Raw genomic sequence first — 20,058 nt, forward strand, 5'->3', positions numbered from 1 at the left:
GGGGGGCTGTGTGGAGGATCATTGCCGCGCCTCCTCAGCTTCCATGCCCGCGAGGAAATCATCATTCGACTCCTGCGCCGGCTCAGCCTCGGCCGCATCGGCATCTCACAGCTCCTCCACGACGACCACCGCGGGCCGATCTCCGTCCTCGTCGCCACCCCCACCGCAGCCCTCTCGGGCGGCGAAGACGGCACCATCCGCGTCTGGCGCGTCGAAGATCGCCACGAGCTCCCCGCCTTGCGCGCCCACACCCGCGGCGTGCTCGCCCTCGCGTTCGCCAACCGTGCCGACGACCTCCTCGTCAGCGCCGGCGAGGACGGCCGCGCCGGAACGGCGGCGGGACGTGGCCGGTTATCGGCGGACAAGCGACGGCTGGAGGGCTTCCACGTGATCTTCCGGCAGTTGCCGAAGCTTTCCAGCGGCCATCACTTCGGCTCGCGCCTGGTCTTCGACGGCAAGGGCCACCTGTTCATCGCCCTCGGCGAGAACAACCAGCGCAGCACCTCGCAGGACCTGGACAAGTTGCAGGGCAAGGTCGTCCGCCTGTATCCGGACGGCGGCGTTCCCAAGGACAATCCCTTCGTCGGCCGTACCGACGCGCGGCCGGAGATCTGGAGCTATGGCCACCGCAACCAGCAGGGCGCCGCGCTGAATCCCTGGACCGGCCGGCTCTGGACCCACGAGCACGGCCCGCGCGGCGGCGACGAGATCAACATACCCCAGGCCGGCGGGAACTACGGCTGGCCGCTGGCGACCCATGGAATCAACTACACCCTGCTGCCGATCCCCGAAGCCAGGGGCAAGGCCGTCGAAGGTACCGAGGCGCCGCACCATGTCTGGGAGAAGTCGCCGGCGATCAGCGGCATGGCGTTCTACGATGCGCAGCGCTTCCCGGCCTGGCAGCATAATTTGTTCATCGGCGCGCTGGCGACGCAGGAACTGATCCGCCTGCAACTGGATGGCGACCGGATCGTCCACGAAGAGCGCCTGCTGGGCGATCTCGGGGTGCGCATCCGCGACGTGCGGCAGGGCCCGGACGGCTATCTCTACCTGCTCACCGACCAGAAGGACGGGCAATTGCTGCGCCTGGGGTTGGCGCGCTAGCCTTCAGCCTTGGTTGCGCTTGAGCTGGACGTAGAGCGCCTCGACCTTTTCCCGGGCCCAGGGCGTCTTGCGCAGGAAGGCGAGGCTGGACTTGATGCTCGGGTCGTTCCTGAAACAACGAATGTCGACCCGTTTGCCAAGCTCCGCCCAGCCGTGGTGGGCGACCAGTTCGGTGAGCAGTTTTTCCAGGGTGACGCCGTGCAGTGGATCGGGATGGCCAGGCATGAAGGGCTCGGGATTCAGGCAATGAAAAAGGGGATGGAGCGTGGCACATCTGCGTGCCGGCCTGCCATCCCCTTCGTAGTCCCCGGCGAGGGGCGGGCGATCAGCGCTTCTTGCTGATGGTGATCTGCCGCGACGGGTCGTAGACCTGGCCGCTGACGCCCTTGGCGATCTTCTGGATCTCGCCGCCGGCCTGGAGGAAGGCGGCGACCTGCGCTTCGATGGACTCGCGGGTTTCGACCGCGGGAGCCGGCTTGGCGGCTTTCGGCGCGACGGTTTTCTTCATGATGGCCATATCCGGGGACCTGTCTCTGCATTAAATATGGCCGTTCATTATAACCGAAGCGGCGTTTTATTTCATCTTGAATATTGTCGATCAGATTTCGGACGTAACCTGCTGTTTTCTATAAAGTCCGTTAGGCAATACCCGAGCGAGGCGCTGCGGCATTGGCGAGCCTGCGGCGAACTGCTCGAGGTCTCCGCGGCTGGATGTCCCGCCGACCCCGGGCGACGCAGGATACCGCCAGGTAGATAACTCCTTCGCGCATCCCGGCATGAATTCCAATGTTTGCACTAATTGAGCGAGAAAGTTCTCCGGGGCTCTAACTCGCCTATATCGAGAATAATGAAAAGTTCACGATTAGTTGTCGGCTAAGTTGCCCGGATATATACGTCGATATCATCGCGCTGCCGGCCGGGGCATGCATCGCCTCGCTGCGTTCCCGGTGCTAACCTGCGGAACCCCAGCCGCCGAGCGAGCGCCGCATGCCAGCCATTCTCTCCTCCCGCCAACGTATCGCCCTGCGCCTGGCCTGGCGCTTCATCGGCGCCGCGCTGGCCTCGATCTTCAGCTTGGCCCAGCCGGAGTCGACCGCCTTCACCATGCCGCCCATCGCATCGACTTCCTCGATGATCTTCCAGGCGGCGTCGGCCATGTCCTGCGTCAGCTTCTCCATCATGTAGCTGCCAGCCCAGGGGTCGATCACGTTGGTGATGTGGGTCTCTTCCTGGATGATGAGCTGCGTGTTGCGCGCAATGCGGGCAGAAAACTCGGTGGGCAGCGCGATGGCTTCGTCGAGCGCGTTGGTGTGCAGCGACTGGGTACCGCCGAAGACCGCCGCCATCGCTTCGATGGTGGTACGCACGACGTTGTTGTACGGGTCCTGCTCGGTCAGCGACCAGCCCGAGGTCTGCGAGTGGGTACGCAGCATCATCGACTTCGGGCTCTTGGCGTTGAAGCCGGACATGATGCGGTGCCACAGCAGGCGGGCGGCGCGCATCTTGGCGATTTCAAGATAGAAGTTCATGCCCACTGCCCAGAAGAAGGACAGGCGACCGGCAAAGGTATCGACGTCCATGCCCGAAGCAACGCCGGTACGCACGTATTCCATGCCGTCGGCCAGCGTGAAGGCCAGCTCGATGGCCTGGTTGGCACCGGCTTCCTGGATGTGATAACCCGAAATCGAGATCGAGTTGAATTTCGGCATGTTCTGCGCCGTGTAGCTGAAGATGTCGGCAATGATCTTCATCGACGGCTTGGGCGGATAGATGTAGGTGTTCCGCACCATGAACTCTTTGAGGATGTCGTTCTGGATCGTCCCCGAGAGCTTGTCGGGGCTGACGCCCTGTTCCTCGGCCGCGACGATGTAGAGCGCCAGGATCGGCAGCACCGCGCCGTTCATGGTCATCGACACGCTCATCTTGTCGAGCGGGATGCCCGAGAACAGCGTGCGCATGTCCAGGATCGAGTCGATGGCCACGCCCGCCATGCCGACGTCGCCCTTCACCCGCTCGTGGTCGGAGTCATAGCCGCGGTGGGTGGCCAGGTCGAAGGCCACCGACAGGCCCATCTGACCGGCCGCCAGATTGCGGCGATAGAAGGCGTTGGAGTCCTCGGCCGTCGAGAAGCCCGCGTACTGCCGCACCGTCCAAGGATTGGTCACGTACATGGTCGGGTAGGGACCGCGCACATACGGCGCGACGCCCGGATAGCCGCTCAGGAAGTCCAGGCCCTGGATGTCGCTGGCGTCGAAGGCCGGGGCGACATCGACGCCCTCGGGCGTGCTCCAGGCCTGGCCGTCCGGCGCCGCGCCGGGCGCGACCTCGGCGAAATCGATCGTCGTGAAGTCGGGGAACTTGGTCATGGCTCAGGCTCCCTCGAAGGCGGCGGCGAAGCGGATGGGCGTCAGGACGGGGCACTTGCTGTCGGGCCCAGGCAGCCGGACATCCGGCGCGGCGACCGCGAAGGCGGCCGGATCGGGCGTCTCGACCTCCGGCGGCTTGTCGTCGGCGTTGGGGAAGACGGTGACGCCCAGGATCTTGCGGGTCTTGTCGGCGTAGGCGGCCTCCTGCGCCGCGCGGGTCTTGGCGACGCCGCTGGCGATGAAGCCGCTCTCCAGCGCCTTGATGATTCCGCCGGCGGCCTCGATGGCCTGGAAGCCGTTCCAGGCCGCGCGGGCCAGCTGGTCGGTCAGGCTGTCGAGGTACCAGGCCCCGCCGGCCGGATCGGCGACGCGGCCCAGATTGCTCTCTTCCATGAGGACCAGCTGGGTGTTGCGCGCCTGGCGGCGGGCGAAGGCGGTGGGCAGGCCGATGGCGTCGGTGAAGGTGTCCAGCACGATGGCGTCAGCCCCGCCAACCGCGCCGGCGAACCCGGCCGAGGTCAGGCGCAGCAGGTTCGTCCAGGCGTCGGCCTTCGCCAGCATCCGCCGCGACGAGCGGGCCTCGATGCGCGCGGGGACGGAGACGCCGCAGGCCTCGGTCAGCCGCGCCCACATCGCCTTGGCCGCGCGGATCTTGGCGACGCCGGTGAAGTATTCGCCGTCCAGGCTGACGCCCAGCACGATGCGGCCGAAAGCCTCCTCGGTCGACAGGCCCGAGCGCGTCAGCGCCTTGGCGTAGGCGAGGGCGGCCGCGGTCATGACGGCCAGCTCCTCGACATTGGAGCCGCCGGCCTCGTGCGCGGCCCGGCCAGTCGCCAGGAACAGGCTGGCCTTGGCGTAGGTCGCGGCCAGGCGTGTCGCCACCGTCGCGGCGTTGAAGACGTGGCTCTCGATCGGACCCGGGCTTGCGCCGGTCTGCATGAAGGCGGTCAGCGGATCGAGGTGGAAAGCCAGTGGCGCATTTGGCGCGGCCTTGGCCAGGGCGCCGAGCCAATCGGCCGCCTTGGGTCCCAGGAAGCCGGCGTCCAGCGCCACGGGCGCCAGGTCCAGCAGGACGCCGGAAAGCGCCTTGGCGAGGTCATCTGCCGAACCGACGGCGACACCGCTCGCGCCGGTGGGATCCAGCTGCAGCAGCACCGAGGCCGCGCCGTTCTCGAGGTCGGTCAGCAGGTCCTTGGCCGACCGAGCAGGATCGGGATGGGCGACGCGAACGCGCAGGTCCCACGGACGCTCGGCGTCACGGATGCGCAGGTCGCGAGCGACGGCGACGCCGTCCTTGGCGGTATAGAGCGGCTGGATCGTGACGCCGTCGGGGGTGGCGGTGGTCAGCGCGTCCTCGAAGCTCTGACCTTTGAGGGTCTTCTCGACCAGGGCCATCCAGCGCGCGCGCGTGGCGTCGTCGCCTTGCGGACCAAAATCCTCGGCCAGGGGCGTGGTCGCCTCGGTCAAAGCGTCTCTCTCCTGCACTGCAGCATTTTTATTTTCGATCGTGATGCGCCCCTGCCGCTACGGCCGTCAAGCCTTGCGCGGGCGCCAAACGAGCGTTTAAGCTGAACGGTGATCATATATTCGGCGCTCAAGCCGATCTCCAAAAGGGGAGAACCTTCGCCCATGGCCCTGCCGCCGATCCTGCGCGACCGTCTGCGCCTTCCGGTCATCGCCTCGCCGCTGTTTATTATCAGCAATCCAGACCTGGTGATCGCCCAGTGCAAGGCGGGCATCGTCGGCTCGTTCCCGTCGCTGAACGCGCGTCCCATCTCGCAGCTGGACGAATGGTTGGCCCGCATCACCGAGGAGTTGGCCGCCTACGACAAGGCTAACCCGGACGCCCCCTCGGCGCCTTTCGCCGTCAACCAGATTGTCCACAAGACCAACAACCGGCTCGAGGAGGACATCGAGCTGTGCGTCAAATACAAGGTCCCGGTGGTCATCACCTCGCTGGGCGCGCGCGAAGACCTGAACCAGGCGATCCATTCCTACGGCGGTATTACGCTGCATGACGTGATCACCGACCGCTTCGCCCGCAAGGCGATCGAGAAGGGCGCCGACGGCCTGATCCCCGTCGCGGCCGGGGCCGGCGGCCACGCCGGCACGCTGTCGCCGTTCGCGCTCATTCAGGAAATCCGCCAATGGTTCGATGGGCCGGTGGCGCTGTCGGGCTCGATCGCCTGCGGGCGGTCGATCCTGGCCGCCCAGGCCATGGGCGCGGACCTCGCCTATATCGGCTCGGCCTTCATCGCCACCGAGGAGGCCAATGCGGTCGAAGGCTACAAGCGCGCCATCGTCGAAGGCCAGGCCGACGGCATCGTCTATTCGAACCTGTTCACCGGCGTGCACGGCAACTACCTGCGCTCTTCGATCGTCGCCGCGGGCCTTGATCCGGACAACCTGCCGGTCAGCGATCCATCCAAGATGAGCTTTGGCTCGGGCGGCAACCAGGAGGCCAAGGCCTGGCGCGACATCTGGGGCTCGGGCCAGGGCATCGGCGCGATCAAGGAGGTGCTGCCGGCGGCTCAACTCATCGCGCGTTTCGCGGCCGAGTACGAGCAAGCCAAGGCCGAGCTGGCGGCCAAGACGGCGCTTACCGCTGGAAATCACTTGGCTTTCGCCGCTGAATAGACGGGCGTTCGACGGGGGCGAAGGCTGCTTCGTCCCCGGCCTCGGCGGCGGCGTGATGCTGGGAGCGTCTTCCATCGCTCCCGGAGCTTCTCATGTTCGACGACGTCACGCCCCGCCTCGGCCTGCCCTATGTGGTGGCCGCACAGGCGCAGAAGCACATCCCCATCAACGAGAGCTTGGCTAGGCTGGATGGCCTGGTGCAGCTGGCTGTCGAGAGCCGCGTCGTGGCCGCTCAGCCCGCCAGCCCCGCCGCCGGCGGCGTCTGGATCCTGCCGGCGAGCGCCACGGGCGCGGCGTGGGCCGGGCAGCCGGCCGGAACCCTGATGCGCTTCGAGGCTGGCGCCTGGGAGGCGCTCGCGCCGGCCGAAGGCGTGCTGGCCTGGGTCAAGGACGAGAACCAGATGGTCGCGTTCGACGGCGTCGCCTGGACGCCGCTGTCGGCCACGTTCCGCGGCCTGACCGCCGCCGCCTCGCCGAACCTCGCCAACACGCGGCTCGAGATTCTGGAGCAGGAGGTGGCGCTGGCGGGCGCCTCGACCGCGACCAGTATCGTCATTCCCAATCGCGCGATCGTGCTGGCGGTCTCGACCCGGACCACGGTCGCCGTCACCGGCGCGACCGCCTACAATTGCGGCGTCTCGGGGGACGCCAGCAAGTTCGGCGGTTCGCTGGGCGTGGCCAAGAATTCCAGCAACATCGGGGTGGTGGGACCGACGGCCTACTACGCCGACACGCCCGTGGTGCTGACGGCGGTGGGCGGCAATTTCGTCAGCGGCAAGGTGCGCGTGGCGATCCACCTGATGCGCTTCGACGCGCCGGCGGCGGTGGCTTAGATCCTCCCCCGCGTCGCGGGGGAGGTGGCCCAGAGGGCCGGAGGGGGCGAGCTGGACGAACGCCGCGTTCGCCCCCTCAGTCGCTCCGCGACAGCTCCCCCGTATCACGGGGGAGCATCTTCGGCGCCTTGACCCGCGCCAACCCCTCCGCTACACGCCGCCTCACCTTTGGGGAGTAGCCGCCCGCGCCTATCAGCGGGCCCCGCCGTCAACATACTTGCTTCTCCGGAAGCATGGCGCGGGGAAGGGAAGCGGACTTTGAGCTTCCTTGGCGAGACCAATGGCGCCGATCTCTATCCGGGCCGGGTGGGGTGTCGACGCTATTGGCATGCGCCCGGCCCGGAGGACTATTTCAGTGGAAGCCCTGCTCGTCTCGACCCTGGTCGTGGCCATCGCCGAGATCGGCGACAAGACCCAGCTGCTCGCCATCATCCTGGCTACGCGGTTCAAGAAGCCCGTCCCGATCATCCTGGGCATCCTGGTCGCCACCTTAGCCAACCACGCCCTGGCCGCCACGGCCGGCTACTGGGTGTCGGACTTGCTGAGCGGCGTCTGGTTCAAGTGGGCGATCGCCATCTCGTTCATCGCCATGGCCGGTTGGGCGCTTATTCCGGACAAGGCCGACGATGAGGAAGGCCAGGGCTCCAGCCGCTACGGCGTTTTCCTGACCACCACGATCGCCTTCTTCCTGGTCGAGATGGGCGACAAAACCCAGATCGCCACGGTCGCTCTGGGCGCCAAGTTCCACGCCATCGCCTGGGTCGCCGCCGGCACCACCCTGGGCATGATGCTGGCCAATGTCCCGGCCGTGTACCTAGGGGAAGCGGCGACCAAGGTCGTGCCGCTGAAGTATGTCCGCATCGGCGCGGCGGTAATCTTCTTGGCTCTGGGCCTGTGGCAGGCGGCGGAGCTGCTGGGTGTTCTGAAGTAGCTTCTCCCTGTGTCATCCCGGCCGAAGCGTAGCGTAGAGCCGGGACCCAGGGGCGGTTCGCACATCGCTTCGTCACCCCCTGGGTCCCGGATAGCCTCTGCGAGGCTTCCGGGATGACACGGGTGATAGAGGCGTTATGACGGGCGGGCTAAGGGAGTTGCCCACCGATGACCGCCACCGATCAACAGCCGCGCGGCTGGGAGTTCTGGATCGATCGCGGCGGCACGTTCACCGATATCGTCGCACGGCGGCCGGACGGCGCGCTCGTCACCCACAAGCTGCTGTCGGAGAATCCCGAGCACTACGCCGACGCCGCCGTGGCGGGCGTCCGCGCGCTGCTGCCCGATGGCGCGAGCATCGACGCGGTCAAAATGGGCACCACGGTCGCGACCAACGCTCTGCTCGAGCGCAAGGGCGAGCCCACCGTCCTGGCGATCACCCAGGGCCACGCCGACGCCCTGCGGATTGGCTATCAGGCGCGGCCTAAACTGTTCGAGCGTCATATCGTCAAGCCCGAGGCGCTCTACGACCGAGTCGTCGAGATCGACGAGCGGATCAGCGTCGAAGGCGAGGTGCTGCGTCCGCTGAATGAGGACGCGGCGCGGCGGGACCTGCAAGCCGCCTGTGACGCCGGCTTCCGCGCCCTGGCGATCGTGCTGTTGCATGGCTTCCGCTTCACCGATCACGAGGCGCGCGTCGCGGCGATCGCCCGCGAGATCGGCTTCACTCAAGTGTCGGTCAGCCACGAGGTCAGCCCGCTGATGAAGCTGGTCGGGCGGGGCGACACGACGGTGGTCGACGCCTACCTGTCGCCGATCCTGCGCCGCTACGTCGACCAGGTCTCGGGCGCGCTGGGTCACGACACGCGGTTGCTGTTCATGCAGTCGAACGGCGGCCTGACCGACGCCCGCGCCTTTCGGGGCAAGGACGCCATCCTTTCGGGCCCCGCCGGCGGCGTGGTCGGCATGGCGCGGACGGCGAGCGCGGCGGGCTTCGACCGCGTGATCGGCTTCGACATGGGCGGCACCTCGACCGACGTCTGTCACTATGCCGGTGCGTACGAGCGGGCGTTCGAGACCGTGGTGGCCGGCGTGCGGATGCGCGCCCCGATGATGAATATCCACACGGTGGCGGCCGGCGGCGGCTCGATCTGTTCGTTCGACGGCGCGCGCCTTCGCGTGGGCCCAGCCTCGGCCGGCGCGGTTCCGGGTCCGGCGGCCTACCGTCGGGGCGGCCCGCTGACCGTGACCGACTGCAACGTGATGCTGGGCAAGCTGAGGCCGGAGTTCTTCCCGAAGGTGTTCGGGGCGAATGCCGACCAGCCGCTGGACGTCGAGGCCGTGACGCGCGGCTTCGAGGCGATGGCGGCGAAGATCGCGTCGGCGACCGGCAAGACCATGTCGCCCCAGGAAGTCGCCGAAGGCTTCGTCACCATCGCCGTCGAGAACATGGCCAAGGCCGTGCGGCAGATCTCGATCCAGCGCGGCTACGACGTCACCCGCTATGTCCTGGCCTGCTTCGGCGGCGCGGGAGGCCAGCACGCTTGCCTCGTCGCCGACGCCCTGGGCATGACCAAGGTGATGATCCACCCGTTCGCGGGGGTCCTCTCGGCCTACGGCATGGGACTGGCCGACCTTCGCCTGATCCGCGAGGAGACGGTCGAGCGGCCGCTCGATGACGCCGGCGATTTGTCGACGCGCGCGGCGACCCTGGCCGCCGACGCCGAGGCGGCGTTGCGCGCGCAGGACGTGCCGATGGCCTCGGTGGAGACGGTCGCCAGCCTGCGCGTGAAGTACGCGGGGACGGACACGCCGCTTGTCGCGCCGTTCGGCGACGCCGCCGCCGTGCGAGCGGCCTTCGAAGACCAGCACCAGCGCCGCTTCGGCTTCACCTCGCCCGCGACGCCCTTGGTGGTCGAGACGCTGTCGGTCGAAGCGATCGGCCACGCCGACGGTGGCGCCGAGCCGAGCTTCGGCGCGGCCAAGGGCGACGGCGCGCCGAAGGCCTTGGCGACGGTCGAAGCGCGGATGGCCGGCGCGCTTCACGCCACGCCTGTGTTCGACCGCGAGACCCTGGCCGTCGGCGCGGAGATCCTCGGCCCCGCCATCATCCGCGAAAGCACCGGCACCACCGTCGTCGAGCCCGGCTGGCGCGCGATCGTGGACGCCCGCCTGAACCTGATCCTCGAGCGCGTCGTCGCCCTGCCGGCCCGCAAGGCGATCGGCACGGACGCCGATCCGGTTATGCTGGAGGTGTTCAACAACCTCTTCATGGCCGTGGCCGAGGAGATGGGCTTCGCCCTGCAGAACACCGCCTATTCGGTCAACATCAAGGAGCGGCTGGACTTCTCCTGCGCGCTCTTTGATCGAGATGGAAACCTGATCGCCAACGCCCCCCACATGCCGGTGCACCTGGGCTCGATGGGCGACAGCGTGCGGGCGATCCGCGACGCGCGGCTCTCCGACGGACGCGGCATGAAGCCCGGCGACGTCTACATGCTGAACGCGCCCTACAACGGCGGCACCCACTTGCCGGACGTGACCGTGGTCATGCCCGTGTTCGACAAGAACGCGGCCCTGCTGTTCTACGTCGCCGCCCGCGGGCACCAGGGCGACATCGGCGGCATCACGCCCGGCTCGATGCCGCCAAACAGCAAGACGGTCGAGGAAGAGGGCGTCCTGATCGAGAACTTCCTGCTGGTCGAGGACGGTCGCTTCCTGGAAGCCGAGACCCGCGCCTTGCTGGCGTCGGGTAAGTGGCCGGCGCGCAATCCCGACCAGAACATCGGCGACCTCAAGGCCCAGATCGCCGCCTGCGCGCGCGGCGCCGAAGCCCTGAGCGCCATGGTCGCCGAGTTCGGCCAGGACGTCGTCGAGGCCTACATGGCCCACGTTCAGGACAACGCCGAGGAGGCGGTGCGTCGCGTGCTGGCGACGATGAGGAGCGGCGCGTTCGCCTATGAACTGGACGACGGCGCGGTGGTGAAGGTTGCGATCGAGGTTGACCAGAAGGCGCGCACCGCCCGCGTCGACTTCACCGGCACGAGCGGCCAGGTTCCGACCAACTTCAACGCCCCGGCCTCGATCTGCCGGGCGGCGGCGCTGTACGTGTTCCGCACCCTGGTCGACGACGAGATCCCGATGAACGATGGCTGCCTGCGGCCCGCGGAGCTGGTGATTCCCGAGGGCTCGATGCTGCGGCCGCGCTATCCAGCGGCGGTTGTCGCTGGCAATGTCGAGACCAGCCAGGTCGTGGTCGACGCCCTCTATGGCGCGCTGGGCGTGATGGCCGCCGCGCAGGGGACGATGAACAACTTCACCTTCGGCGACGACCGGCGCCAGTACTACGAGACCATCTGCGGCGGTTCGGGCGCGGGTCCCGACTTTGACGGGACCGACGCGGTCCAGACCCACATGACGAACAGTCGCCTGACCGATCCCGAGGTGCTGGAGGCGCGCTATCCGGTCTTGGTGGAGGCCTTCTCGATCCGACGCGGCTCCGGCGGCGAAGGGACGCATCGCGGCGGCGACGGGGTCGTGCGCAAGATCGGCTTCCGAGAACCGATGACCGTGACCTTGCTGTCAAATCGTAGACGCGTGCCGCCGTTCGGCCTGGAGGGCGGCCAACCCGGCGCGCTCGGCGCGGCGCGGGTTGAGCGCGCCGATGGCGGCGTTGAGCCCATGGCGGCCACGGACCTGGTGCGAGTCGGCGCCGGCGACGCTATCGTGATCGAGACGCCCGGTGGCGGCGGCTGGGGAAGGACTTGATGGCGAAGGCTTCGGTTCTGTTCGTGTGCCTGGGCAATATCTGTCGCTCACCGTTGGCCGAGGGCGCGTTCCGGGCCGCGGCGCAGCAGATGCAGCTGGATGTCGTCGTCGACTCCGCCGGCACTGGCGGCTGGCACGCCGGAGAGCCGCCCGATCCTCGCGCGATCGCGGCCGCGCGTCGCAATGGCGTCGACATCGCCCGCCAGCGCGCCCGCAAGGTCACCAAGGACGACTTTCGAACCTTCACCCATATCTACGCGCTGGACGAGACCAACCTGAACGGCTTGCGGGCTCTGGCGCCGCGCGATGCGACGGCGGAGCTGGGGCTGCTGCTCGACCTTGTGCCCGGACACCAGGGGAGGGCGGTGGCCGACCCCTACTACGGCGACGCTAGCGACTTCGACGTGACTTGGCGCGATGTCGAGATGGCGGCGCGAGCCTTGGCCCAGCGCCTGGCGCACCAGGGCTATCGGTAGGAGGCTCAGTGCAGCGTGGGGCGCGCGGCTTTCGCGTGTTTCGGCTCCTCGAACCGCACTGGCAGGGCGAGCGCCTCGTGCGCGAGCGCCATGTTGAGGAAGCGCGCCGTCACGACCACCGCCTCAGGGGCGATCACCAGATCCTCCAGCAGACGGCCGGCGATCTCGGGCGAGGCGGGACAGACGCCGCAGGCCGTCACGAGGCGTTGCTCATCCTCGGCATAGCCCTGACGGCAGGGCGCGCCCACGCAAAGGGGGCGGCGGACCTGGCCTTCGATGGTCGTCATCATCAGGATGAACGCAGCCGCTACGCGGGGCGAGACAAGCGCGCCGGCCTCGCGCGACAGGCGCTCGCCAGGCTCCTGACCCAGCACCCTGGCAGTCACCCACTGACGCAGCATCCACAGCAGCACGCGCTCGCCGCGCGCCAGCGCGGTAGGGCCGCAATCGTCGATGGAAGCTTGGTGAAAGGGATCAGGGAAAAGGTCGGACCGCACGCCGGAAATCTCCTCGCCGAGCAGGGGGCCGACACCCGCTCCGGCGAACCGACTTCGGTGAGCGGCCCGACGCGTTCTTGCGAACACTTCTCAACTAAACGGGATGTCCAGTTGCGAGTCAATCTCAAAAAAGTCGAGGCCATCTAGCCCCCGAAGCCGCCCTTGTGACTTCCGCTATAGGCGTAGCTGCGACCGCCGCCGAAGCCGCCGCGCGAGACGACCGAGGTGCGGGTCTGGACTTTCGGCGGGGCGTTGCGGATGACGTCGGGCGGGTCGATGCTCTCGCGCGGGATGACCGTGCGGCCGGTGCCGTAGTCGCGACCGAGGCGACCGCCCCAGGTCGAGTAATAGCCGCCGCCGTAATCGTCGTTCCGGCGATAGAGGCCTGTGCCGCGATAGTAGTCGCCGCCGTCCAGCATCCGGCCGATCACGAAGCCCGCCAGCAGGGGAGTAAAGAAGCTGCCGCCGCCCTGCTCGCTGCGGGGCACGCAGTTGCCGGCGCCATAGATGTCCTCGCAGGTGGCGCGCGCTTCGTAGCGTGGGGCGTTCTTCTGGTCGTCCTTCTGGGCGGCGGCCCAGGAGGTGTCGCACTGCTGGTCGGAGACCTCGTTGGCCGCCTTGCACTCCTCGAGGGACTTGTAGCTGAAGGCCTCGACCTGTTCGCCGCGATTGGGATCCCAGCCGGCCTGAGCTCCGGCGCCGGGATCGTCGCAGCCCGCCAGGGTCAGGCTGGCCGCGCCGGCCAGCATGGTGGTCAGTTGCAGGGAGGCGGAGCGCTTACGCGTGCTCATGGCGCGGTCCTCAGGCGGTCATGCAGGCGGCGTTCAGCACGCCGACCGCGATCGAAATGCCCGCCAGATAGACGCCGATCGAGGCCTCGCCGTTCTCGATCCGCGTCTTGACGTCAGGCAGGGCGACCAGGCGAACGCCGGTGAAGGCGGCGATCTGGATGACGCCGGCCAGGGTCGCCCAAGCCGCGAACTCGGGCAGGCTGACCGTGTGGCTCAGCGCCGAGGCCAGCGGCAGGACATAGCCGATCAAGGCGCCGGCCAGGGCGATGGCGGCGGCCAGATTACCCTGCCGGATCAGCGCCTTCTCGTTATAGGGCGTCACCCATTGGTAGATGTACTTGAAGGCGATGGTGAACAGGCCGGCGGCCACGAAGGCCACCAGGAACGCGATCGCCCCGTCCTGGAACGCCGTGAAGTCGAACATCGGCCTCTCCCTCAAGCCTTGAACTCGCCCACCGACAGCGGCAGGCCGATCATCGTCTCTTGCGTCACGTCGCCGTCCTCGGGCTCCGCGGTCAGCGCCAGCAGCAGCTCACGGCCTTCGCCGCCCGAGAGCTCGCGGTGGAACAGCATGGTCGTCTGGAACAGGCGCCGGTCGGGCCTTTCGCCCTCGCGATCGTAATAGACGTCTTCCCAGAGCGTGACCGGCTCCTGGCGCTCGGCGTCCTCGCCGAACCAGAAGCGGCGATACTCGGGCAGACCCTCAGCCTGGAACGTGCGCGCCCGCAGGCGCTCGGCCCACAGGTCGCGGTCGGCGCGGTCGGCCGGATACTCGCTGGCCCACGGGACGAAGACGGTGAAGTCGTTGGCGCGCTGGCCCTCACGGTCGTCCGAGACGACCTGGAACAGGATCTCGTCGTCCGTATAGAAGCGGTGGACGAACGCGCCGTCATTCAGCTGGATCAGGCCTTGGGCCGTGATCTCCAGCGTGTCGCGGTCGAGGGCGAAGCGGGTCTCGCCGCCGAAGCGCCGCCAAGCCAGAGGGTCCAAAACCACGGTCCGGCCAATCGTCACGTTGCGGATGACGGGCAGGGCGGGGCGCTGGGCGTCCTTCCTGCCGAAAAGCTTTCCGAACATCGCGGTCCGCGAGCCCTCGAATCTCTGGCCGGCGCGCCTATCTGAGCGGCGACGTCAGCTCTACCGCCGGACGCGCTTGTCCCTCGGCGAAGTCGGGCGCAGGATGACGTCGAACGGCGTCTTGTCAAGCGTACATGTTATGCGTACATGTAACGCATGCCTGCCAAAAAGACGAGAGGCGCTCAGGCCGCCGAAAGGACCCGTGCGTGGCGAGAAGCCCGTCGGCAAGCCGGCTTCGTGAAGATCGAGGTCTGGGCTCCGGCGGCGTGCAAACCCGACATCCTCTCGGCTGTCCAGGCCATCGTCGTGGAGTCGGCCCGCGGGCCGAACCTGAAGACCAACCCCAACCCTCCCAAGGGCGTCAGACACATGGACTCCGTTATCGACATCGCCTGGACGATCCACAGCCTGCGCGACGGGCTGGTGGAAAGCGCATTGGTGCGCGAAGGCGAAATGACCGCCACCGTCGTCGAGGGCGTCGAGCCCGTGCTGCTGGTGGTCATGCACGAGTTCGGCGACCTGCCGATCTATGTCAGCGGCGGCGGCTTGCAGCTGGTGGTTTCGACCCTGCTGTGGCCCTGCGACGAGCAGAACGACCGCGCGGCCTTCAACGAATTCCTGCTCAAGGCGCAGAAGATCGTGCCGCTGTCGAATTTCGGCATCACCACGGTCGACGGCCGCGACTATTACGAGCTGATGGGCGAGATCTCGTCCAAGACCACCCTGCAGACCCTGGTGATCGAGCTGCGCACCCTGGCCGACAACGCCATCGCCGCCGCCAGCGATCTGCGCGACACCTTCGAAAAGAGCCGCGTCGCGGCCGCCTAAAGACAGAGACCTGGAGACCTTCGAATGTCGATCTGGAGCAAGCTCTCGGCGCTCTTCCGCGGCACGGCCCACGACGGGGCGCAGACCATCGTGGACGCCAATGCTTTGCGGATCCTGGACCAGGAAATCCGCGACGCCGACAACGCCCAGGGCAAGGCTCGGGACGAACTGGCCAAGCTGGTCGCCCGCCGCCGGTCGCTGGAGACCGAGGTCGCAGGCCTGACCGACCAGGTTCGCAAGTACGAGGCCTCGGCCCGCGCGGCCATGGGCAAGGGCGACCAGGCCCTGGCCCTCGAAGTGGCCCAGCGGATCGCCGACCTCGAAAAGGACGCGACCCAGAAGTCCGGCCAGATGACCGAGCTCCGCGCCGCCGAGGAAAAGCTGCGCACGGTCATTTCCCAGACGGACGTCAAGATCGAGGCGCTGCGCCGCGAGATCGAGATCGTGAAGGTCAACGAGAGCGTCCAGAAGGCCCAGGCCGCGGTGATCTCGCGCTCGGGCTCTGCCAGCGGCGTCGTCGGCTCCGCCGCCGATAGCCTCAAGCGCATCAAGGAGCGCCAGGCGGTCCGCGAGGAGCAGTTCAAGCTCCATAACGAGGCCGAGGAGCGCAAGACCGGCGCCGACCTCGACGCCAAGCTGGCCGCAGCGGGCATCCTGCCTGGCGGGGGCGGCGCCGAGGACGTGCTGGCCCGCCTCATGGCCCCGAAGGACGAGGCGCTGCCGGCTCCGATGCTGGCTATCGAGGACAAGGTCAAGGCCGGCTCCAAGGACGCCTGATGCGCCGCCTTACCCTGACGCCTCGGCCGGACTGGAAGTCCCGGGCCGAGGCCGTCGGCTTCACCTGGCATCACGCCGACGGTCGTCGCTATTGGGACGAGCGGGCGGCCTACGCCTTCACGCTCGAGGAGGTCGAGGGGCGTCTGGAGCCCGCGACCGAGGCGCTGCACGAGCTCTGTCTGGAGTTTGTCGAGGAGGCGGTCGGCAGCGACGCCCTGATGACGAAACTCCAGATTCCCGAGGCCTCGCGCGACGTCGTCGCCGCCTCGTGGAAGGCCCGCGATCCGTCGCTGTATGGTCGCTTCGACTTCTTCTATGACGGCGAAGGGCCGCCCAAGCTCTACGAGTACAACGCCGACACCCCGACCAGCGTCTATGAGGCGGCGGTGTTCCAATGGCTGTGGCTGGAGGATCTGATCCAGCGCGGCGCGCTGCCCGAGAGCACGGACCAGTTCAACAGCCTGCACGACCAACTGGCCGAGCGGTTCCGCGCGATCTTCCCGGACGGCGGTTTCGTCCACTTCGCCAGCGACCCGGACTTCGTCGAGGACCGCCAGACCGTGCGATTCTTGGAAGACATGGCGCGGCTGGCGGGGCTGGAGCCCAAGTTCGTTCCGACCACGGAAATCGGCCTCGACGCCGATGGCCGCTTCGTCGACCAGGACAACTACATCATCGGCGCGCTGTTCAAGCTGTACCCCTGGGAAGACATGCTGCGCGAGCCGTACGCGGCCAATATCGCCGGTTCCAAGACCCTGTTCCTGGAACCCCCGTGGAAGGCGCTGCTGTCGAACAAGGCGCTGCTGCCGCTGCTGTGGGAGCGCCATCCGGGTCATCCGAACCTGCTCGAGACCTATTTCGACGACGACCCCAAGGTCGAGCGGCTGGGATCGAGCTACGCCCGCAAGCCGCTGTTCAGCCGCGAGGGCGCGAATGTCGAGCTCTGGACCAAGGGCCGCAAGGGCCGGGTGCTCGATCAGGGCTATGGCGCCGAAGGCTGGATCCGCCAGGAACTGAAGCCGCCGCCGAAGTTCGGCGCGAACTATCCGGTGGTGGGCTCCTGGGTCGTCGGCGATCAGCCGGCGGGCGTGGGCGTACGTGAGGATCGAGGCCGGGTGACACGCGACCGCTCACGGTTCGTGCCGCACATCATCGAAGGCTAGGACAGGCCGCGCAGGATCCGAACCACCTCGGCCACGGTCGCCTGGTCGGTGTCCTGCAACGTGGGCGGAACGAAACCCATCGCGCCGAGCTTCGAGGCTGGGTCCGCGCCGGGGCGAGGTCCGCCGAATGAGCCGTGCACCTCGCGCACGCCCGTGCTCCGGACGAGGTCCGCGACGTTCGATACCCGGACGCCGGCGCCCGCCAGGATGCTGATGCGGCCCTGGCCTTGAGCGACCAGCGCGGCGATCCGCTCGGCGCCGACCAGGGCGCTGATCTCGCCGCCCGAGGTGAGCACGCGCTCGAAGCCCATCTCGACGGCGATCTCCAGGGCGGCCGACTGGTCCGCCACGAGGTCGAAGGCGCGATGCAGGGTCATGCCCAGGCCCTTGGAATGTTCGACGAGGGCGTGGAGCACCTCAAGGTCCAGCTCGCCGTCGGGCCGGCTCGCGCCAATGCTGACGCCCGCGAGACCGTAGGTCCGCACGGCGTCGATGTCGCGCTTCATGGCGTCCAGGTCGCGGGCGTCGTAGCAGAAGTCTCCGTTGCGCGGCCGGATCATCGGATAGACCGGAATCGGCGAACTGGCCGCCAGGGCCATCAGGCCGGGCGCGGGGGTCAGCCCCTGCAGCGTCAGCGCCGCGCAAAGTTCGATCCGATCCGCCCCGCCGGCGATCGCCGCCGCCAATCCGGCGGGCGTATCGACACAGACTTCCAGCAGGACGCGGTCGGTGGTCATCGTCTCTCTCCGGCCGTGTTACGGATTCGGCGGTCTTCTTGGAGCACACCGGCATGATGAATCGTAGAGGCCTGATCGGCGCGACCCTCGTCGGATCGACGATGATCGGCGGGCGAGCAGCGGCGGCGGGCGAAAGTGTCCGTCTGGACGGGCCGTGCGTGATCTCGACCTGGGACTTCGGCGTCGCGGCCAACCAGGCCGCCTGGGCGGTGCTGTCAAAGGGCGGCCGGGCGCTGGACGCCGTCGAGGCCGGGGCGCGCGTGCCCGAGCAGGACCTCAAGAACCACAGCGTCGGCCGGGCTGGCTATCCCGACCGCGACGGCCATGTCTCGCTGGACGCCTGCATCATGGACGAGCTGGGCAACTGCGGCTCGGTCGCGGCGCTGGAGCACATCGCCCATCCGATCTCGGTCGCCCGCCGGGTCATGGAGAAGACGCCGCACGTCATGCTGGTCGGCGCTGGCGCGCTGCAGTTCGCCCTGGAGCAGGGCTTCCCGCGCGAGGAGCTTCTGACGCCGGAATCAAAGGCCGCCTGGGAGGCCTGGAAGAAGGACGCCCATTACCAGCCCAAGGCCAATAGCGAGGTCGGCGACTACGGCAAGACCACGGGCCAGCTCGGCACGCCGGGCGGGGCGGGCAATCACGACACCATCGGCATGCTGGCGATCGACGCCAAGGGGAACATCGCCGGCGCCTGCACCACCAGCGGCATGGCCTGGAAGATGCGCGGCCGGGTCGGCGACAGCCCGATCATCGGCGCCGGCCTCTATGTCGACAACGAGGTTGGCGGCGCGACCTCGACCGGCGTCGGCGAGGAGGTGATCCGCAATGTCGGCAGCTTCCTGGTCGTCGAACTGATGCGCCAGGGCCGCTCGCCAGAGACCGCCTGCCGCGAGGCCGTCGAGCGGATCCTCAAGAAGAAGCCCCAGGCCAAGGACATCCAGGTCGGCTTCCTGGCGATCAACAAGAAGGGCGAGGTCGGGGCCTGGGCGATCCAGTCCGGCTTCAGCTACGCCCTGTGCGACGGCCGCAAGCAGGACCTGCTGCTGCCGGGCAAGGCGACCTACGCGTCCGGCGCCTGACCGGGTCCGTAAAGGGGATAGGCGAACGGAGAACGCGGTTATAGCGTGCCCGCCCAACCATCCGGAGGAGACCGCCATGTGCGATGACGATATCCACCAAGGCCTCGTGCACGACCCCAGCGTTTCCCGTCGGGCGTTCGGCCTGATGACGGTCGCCCTGACCGGCGTCGCGACCGTGGCGCGCGCCGACGACACGGTCGTGGAGAAGGACGTCGAGATCAAGACGCCGGACGGGACCGCCGACGCGGCGCTGTTCTATCCGAAGGCCAAGGGCAAGTTCCCGGCCGTGCTGCTGTGGCCCGACGTGCTGAGCCTTCGGCCCGTCTTCCGCGACATGGGGCGGCGCCTCGCGGCTGCCGGCTATGTCGTCCTGGTTCCGAACCTCTATTACCGGGTCAAGAAGGCGCCGGTGATCGAGGGGGCCTTCAACTTCAACAACAAGGACGATTGGGCGAAGATCACGCCGCTGCGGGCCACCGTCACGCCCGACGGCACGGCCAAGGACGCGGTGGCCTATCTCGCCTTTCTGGACGCCCAGCCGCAGACCAACACGGCCAAGAAGGCGGGCGTGCAGGGCTATTGCATGGGCGGTCCGTTGTCGTTCCAGACCGCGGGGGCGGTCCCCAACCGCATCGGCGCTGTGGCCTCGTTCCATGGCGGCGGCCTGCTGACGGACAAGCCCGACAGCCCGCACCTGCTGCTGCCCAAAACCAAGGCGGCCTATCTGATCGAGATCGCCGACAACGACGACAAGCAGGACCCGACGGTGAAGGACAAACTGAAGGCGGCCTTCGCCGAGGCCAAGCTGCCGGCGCAGGTCGAGGTCTTCGAAGGCGCCAACCATGGTTGGACCGTCAAGGGCAGCCAGGTCTACAACGAGGCGGCCGCCGAGCGGGCTTGGAGCAACCTGCTGGCGCTCTACAAGAAAGCGCTGGGCTAAGCGGAACGATGGCGGACGGCCGGGGCTTTGGCTAAACCCTGGCCGTCCGTAA

At 67.9% G+C, this 20,058-nt stretch carries 19 protein-coding genes and 1 pseudogene; 11 read left to right on the forward strand and 9 right to left on the reverse strand.

Going from position 1 to position 20,058, the window contains the following annotated elements; translation table 11 throughout:
- Positions 1-6: 6 nt before the first annotated feature.
- Complete coding sequence (locus Q0379_RS16270) at positions 7-1,104, forward strand: PQQ-dependent sugar dehydrogenase (RefSeq protein ID WP_299013824.1); 1,098 nt, start codon at positions 7-9, stop codon at positions 1,102-1,104.
- Between the two features lie 3 nt (positions 1,105-1,107).
- On the opposite strand, the gene Q0379_RS16275 is transcribed toward Q0379_RS16270, so the two are convergent.
- From Q0379_RS16275 to Q0379_RS16290, 4 genes and pseudogenes are all read right to left on the reverse strand, one after another.
- Entirely contained in the window at positions 1,108-1,329 is a 222-nt protein-coding gene (locus Q0379_RS16275; protein ID WP_003082243.1) for a VF530 family protein, read from the reverse strand.
- 100 nt (positions 1,330-1,429) lie between these two features.
- Positions 1,430-1,612, reverse strand: coding sequence for a hypothetical protein (locus tag Q0379_RS16280; protein ID WP_299013755.1), 183 nt, complete (start codon positions 1,610-1,612; stop codon positions 1,430-1,432).
- 520 nt (positions 1,613-2,132) lie between these two features.
- Positions 2,133-3,470, reverse strand: a pseudogene (locus Q0379_RS16285) (methylmalonyl-CoA mutase family protein); the annotation flags it as partial.
- A gap of 3 nt (positions 3,471-3,473) precedes the next feature.
- Positions 3,474-4,865, reverse strand: coding sequence for a methylmalonyl-CoA mutase family protein (locus Q0379_RS16290; RefSeq protein ID WP_299013827.1), 1,392 nt, complete (start codon positions 4,863-4,865; stop codon positions 3,474-3,476).
- A 234-nt stretch (positions 4,866-5,099) separates the two neighbouring features.
- On the opposite strand from Q0379_RS16290, the gene Q0379_RS16295 reads away from it, so the two are divergent.
- The 5 genes from Q0379_RS16295 (at position 5,100) to Q0379_RS16315 (ending at position 12,114) form a co-directional block, all read left to right on the forward strand.
- Positions 5,100-6,107 (forward strand): nitronate monooxygenase family protein, encoded by a 1,008-nt coding sequence (locus Q0379_RS16295; RefSeq protein ID WP_299013758.1) that lies wholly within the window; start codon positions 5,100-5,102, stop codon positions 6,105-6,107.
- A gap of 92 nt (positions 6,108-6,199) precedes the next feature.
- Positions 6,200-6,940 (forward strand): DUF2793 domain-containing protein, encoded by a 741-nt coding sequence (locus Q0379_RS16300; protein WP_299013761.1) that lies wholly within the window; start codon positions 6,200-6,202, stop codon positions 6,938-6,940.
- 355 nt (positions 6,941-7,295) lie between these two features.
- The gene (locus tag Q0379_RS16305) at positions 7,296-7,871 is read left to right on the forward strand and encodes a TMEM165/GDT1 family protein (protein WP_299013764.1); all 576 of its coding nucleotides are present in this window, start codon (positions 7,296-7,298) and stop codon (positions 7,869-7,871) included.
- A 167-nt stretch (positions 7,872-8,038) separates the two neighbouring features.
- The gene (locus Q0379_RS16310) at positions 8,039-11,638 is read left to right on the forward strand and encodes a hydantoinase B/oxoprolinase family protein (protein ID WP_299013767.1); all 3,600 of its coding nucleotides are present in this window, start codon (positions 8,039-8,041) and stop codon (positions 11,636-11,638) included.
- Positions 11,638-12,114 carry a low molecular weight protein-tyrosine-phosphatase gene (locus Q0379_RS16315; RefSeq protein ID WP_299013770.1) on the forward strand — a complete coding sequence of 159 codons (477 nt, stop codon included), beginning with the start codon at positions 11,638-11,640 and terminating at the stop codon, positions 12,112-12,114. Before Q0379_RS16310 ends, Q0379_RS16315 begins: the two co-directional genes overlap by 1 nt.
- 5 nt (positions 12,115-12,119) lie before the next feature.
- Here Q0379_RS16315 and Q0379_RS16320 read toward each other — a convergent pair whose 3' ends face one another.
- From Q0379_RS16320 to Q0379_RS16335, 4 genes are all read right to left on the reverse strand, one after another.
- The gene (locus Q0379_RS16320) at positions 12,120-12,611 is read right to left on the reverse strand and encodes a hypothetical protein (protein WP_299013771.1); all 492 of its coding nucleotides are present in this window, start codon (positions 12,609-12,611) and stop codon (positions 12,120-12,122) included.
- A gap of 143 nt (positions 12,612-12,754) precedes the next feature.
- Entirely contained in the window at positions 12,755-13,402 is a 648-nt protein-coding gene (locus Q0379_RS16325; RefSeq protein WP_299013772.1) for a DUF1190 domain-containing protein, read from the reverse strand.
- A gap of 10 nt (positions 13,403-13,412) precedes the next feature.
- Positions 13,413-13,826, reverse strand: coding sequence for a DUF350 domain-containing protein (locus Q0379_RS16330; protein WP_299013773.1), 414 nt, complete (start codon positions 13,824-13,826; stop codon positions 13,413-13,415).
- 11 nt (positions 13,827-13,837) lie between these two features.
- A complete protein-coding gene (locus Q0379_RS16335) occupies positions 13,838-14,479 on the reverse strand; it encodes a DUF2491 family protein (protein ID WP_299013774.1) in 642 nt (213 codons plus the stop codon).
- Between the two features lie 156 nt (positions 14,480-14,635).
- On the opposite strand from Q0379_RS16335, the gene Q0379_RS16340 reads away from it, so the two are divergent.
- From Q0379_RS16340 to Q0379_RS16350, 3 genes are read left to right on the forward strand one after another with little or no spacing between them, the layout of a single operon-like run.
- Complete coding sequence (locus tag Q0379_RS16340; RefSeq protein ID WP_299013775.1) at positions 14,636-15,307, forward strand: YjfI family protein; 672 nt, start codon at positions 14,636-14,638, stop codon at positions 15,305-15,307.
- 24 nt (positions 15,308-15,331) lie between these two features.
- Positions 15,332-16,084, forward strand: a complete 753-nt coding sequence (locus Q0379_RS16345; protein WP_299013777.1) for a PspA/IM30 family protein — start codon at positions 15,332-15,334, stop codon at positions 16,082-16,084.
- A complete protein-coding gene (locus Q0379_RS16350; protein WP_299013779.1) occupies positions 16,084-17,247 on the forward strand; it encodes a glutathionylspermidine synthase family protein in 1,164 nt (387 codons plus the stop codon). Before Q0379_RS16345 ends, Q0379_RS16350 begins: the two co-directional genes overlap by 1 nt.
- Here Q0379_RS16350 and Q0379_RS16355 read toward each other — a convergent pair.
- On the reverse strand, positions 17,244-17,984 hold the full coding sequence (locus Q0379_RS16355) for a copper homeostasis protein CutC (RefSeq protein ID WP_299013782.1): 741 nt from the start codon (positions 17,982-17,984) through the stop codon (positions 17,244-17,246). The two genes, Q0379_RS16350 and Q0379_RS16355, sit on opposite strands and share 4 nt — an antisense overlap.
- Positions 17,985-18,037: 53 nt before the next feature.
- Between Q0379_RS16355 and Q0379_RS16360 the strand changes: the two genes are divergently transcribed.
- On the forward strand, positions 18,038-19,066 hold the full coding sequence (locus Q0379_RS16360; RefSeq protein ID WP_299013785.1) for a N(4)-(beta-N-acetylglucosaminyl)-L-asparaginase: 1,029 nt from the start codon (positions 18,038-18,040) through the stop codon (positions 19,064-19,066).
- A 76-nt stretch (positions 19,067-19,142) separates the two neighbouring features.
- On the forward strand, positions 19,143-20,006 hold the full coding sequence (locus tag Q0379_RS16365) for a dienelactone hydrolase family protein (RefSeq protein ID WP_299013788.1): 864 nt from the start codon (positions 19,143-19,145) through the stop codon (positions 20,004-20,006).
- Positions 20,007-20,058 lie beyond the last annotated feature (52 nt).

Origin of the sequence: uncultured Caulobacter sp., assembly GCF_937900395.1 — a bacterium.
Lineage (GTDB): Bacteria > Pseudomonadota > Alphaproteobacteria > Caulobacterales > Caulobacteraceae > Caulobacter.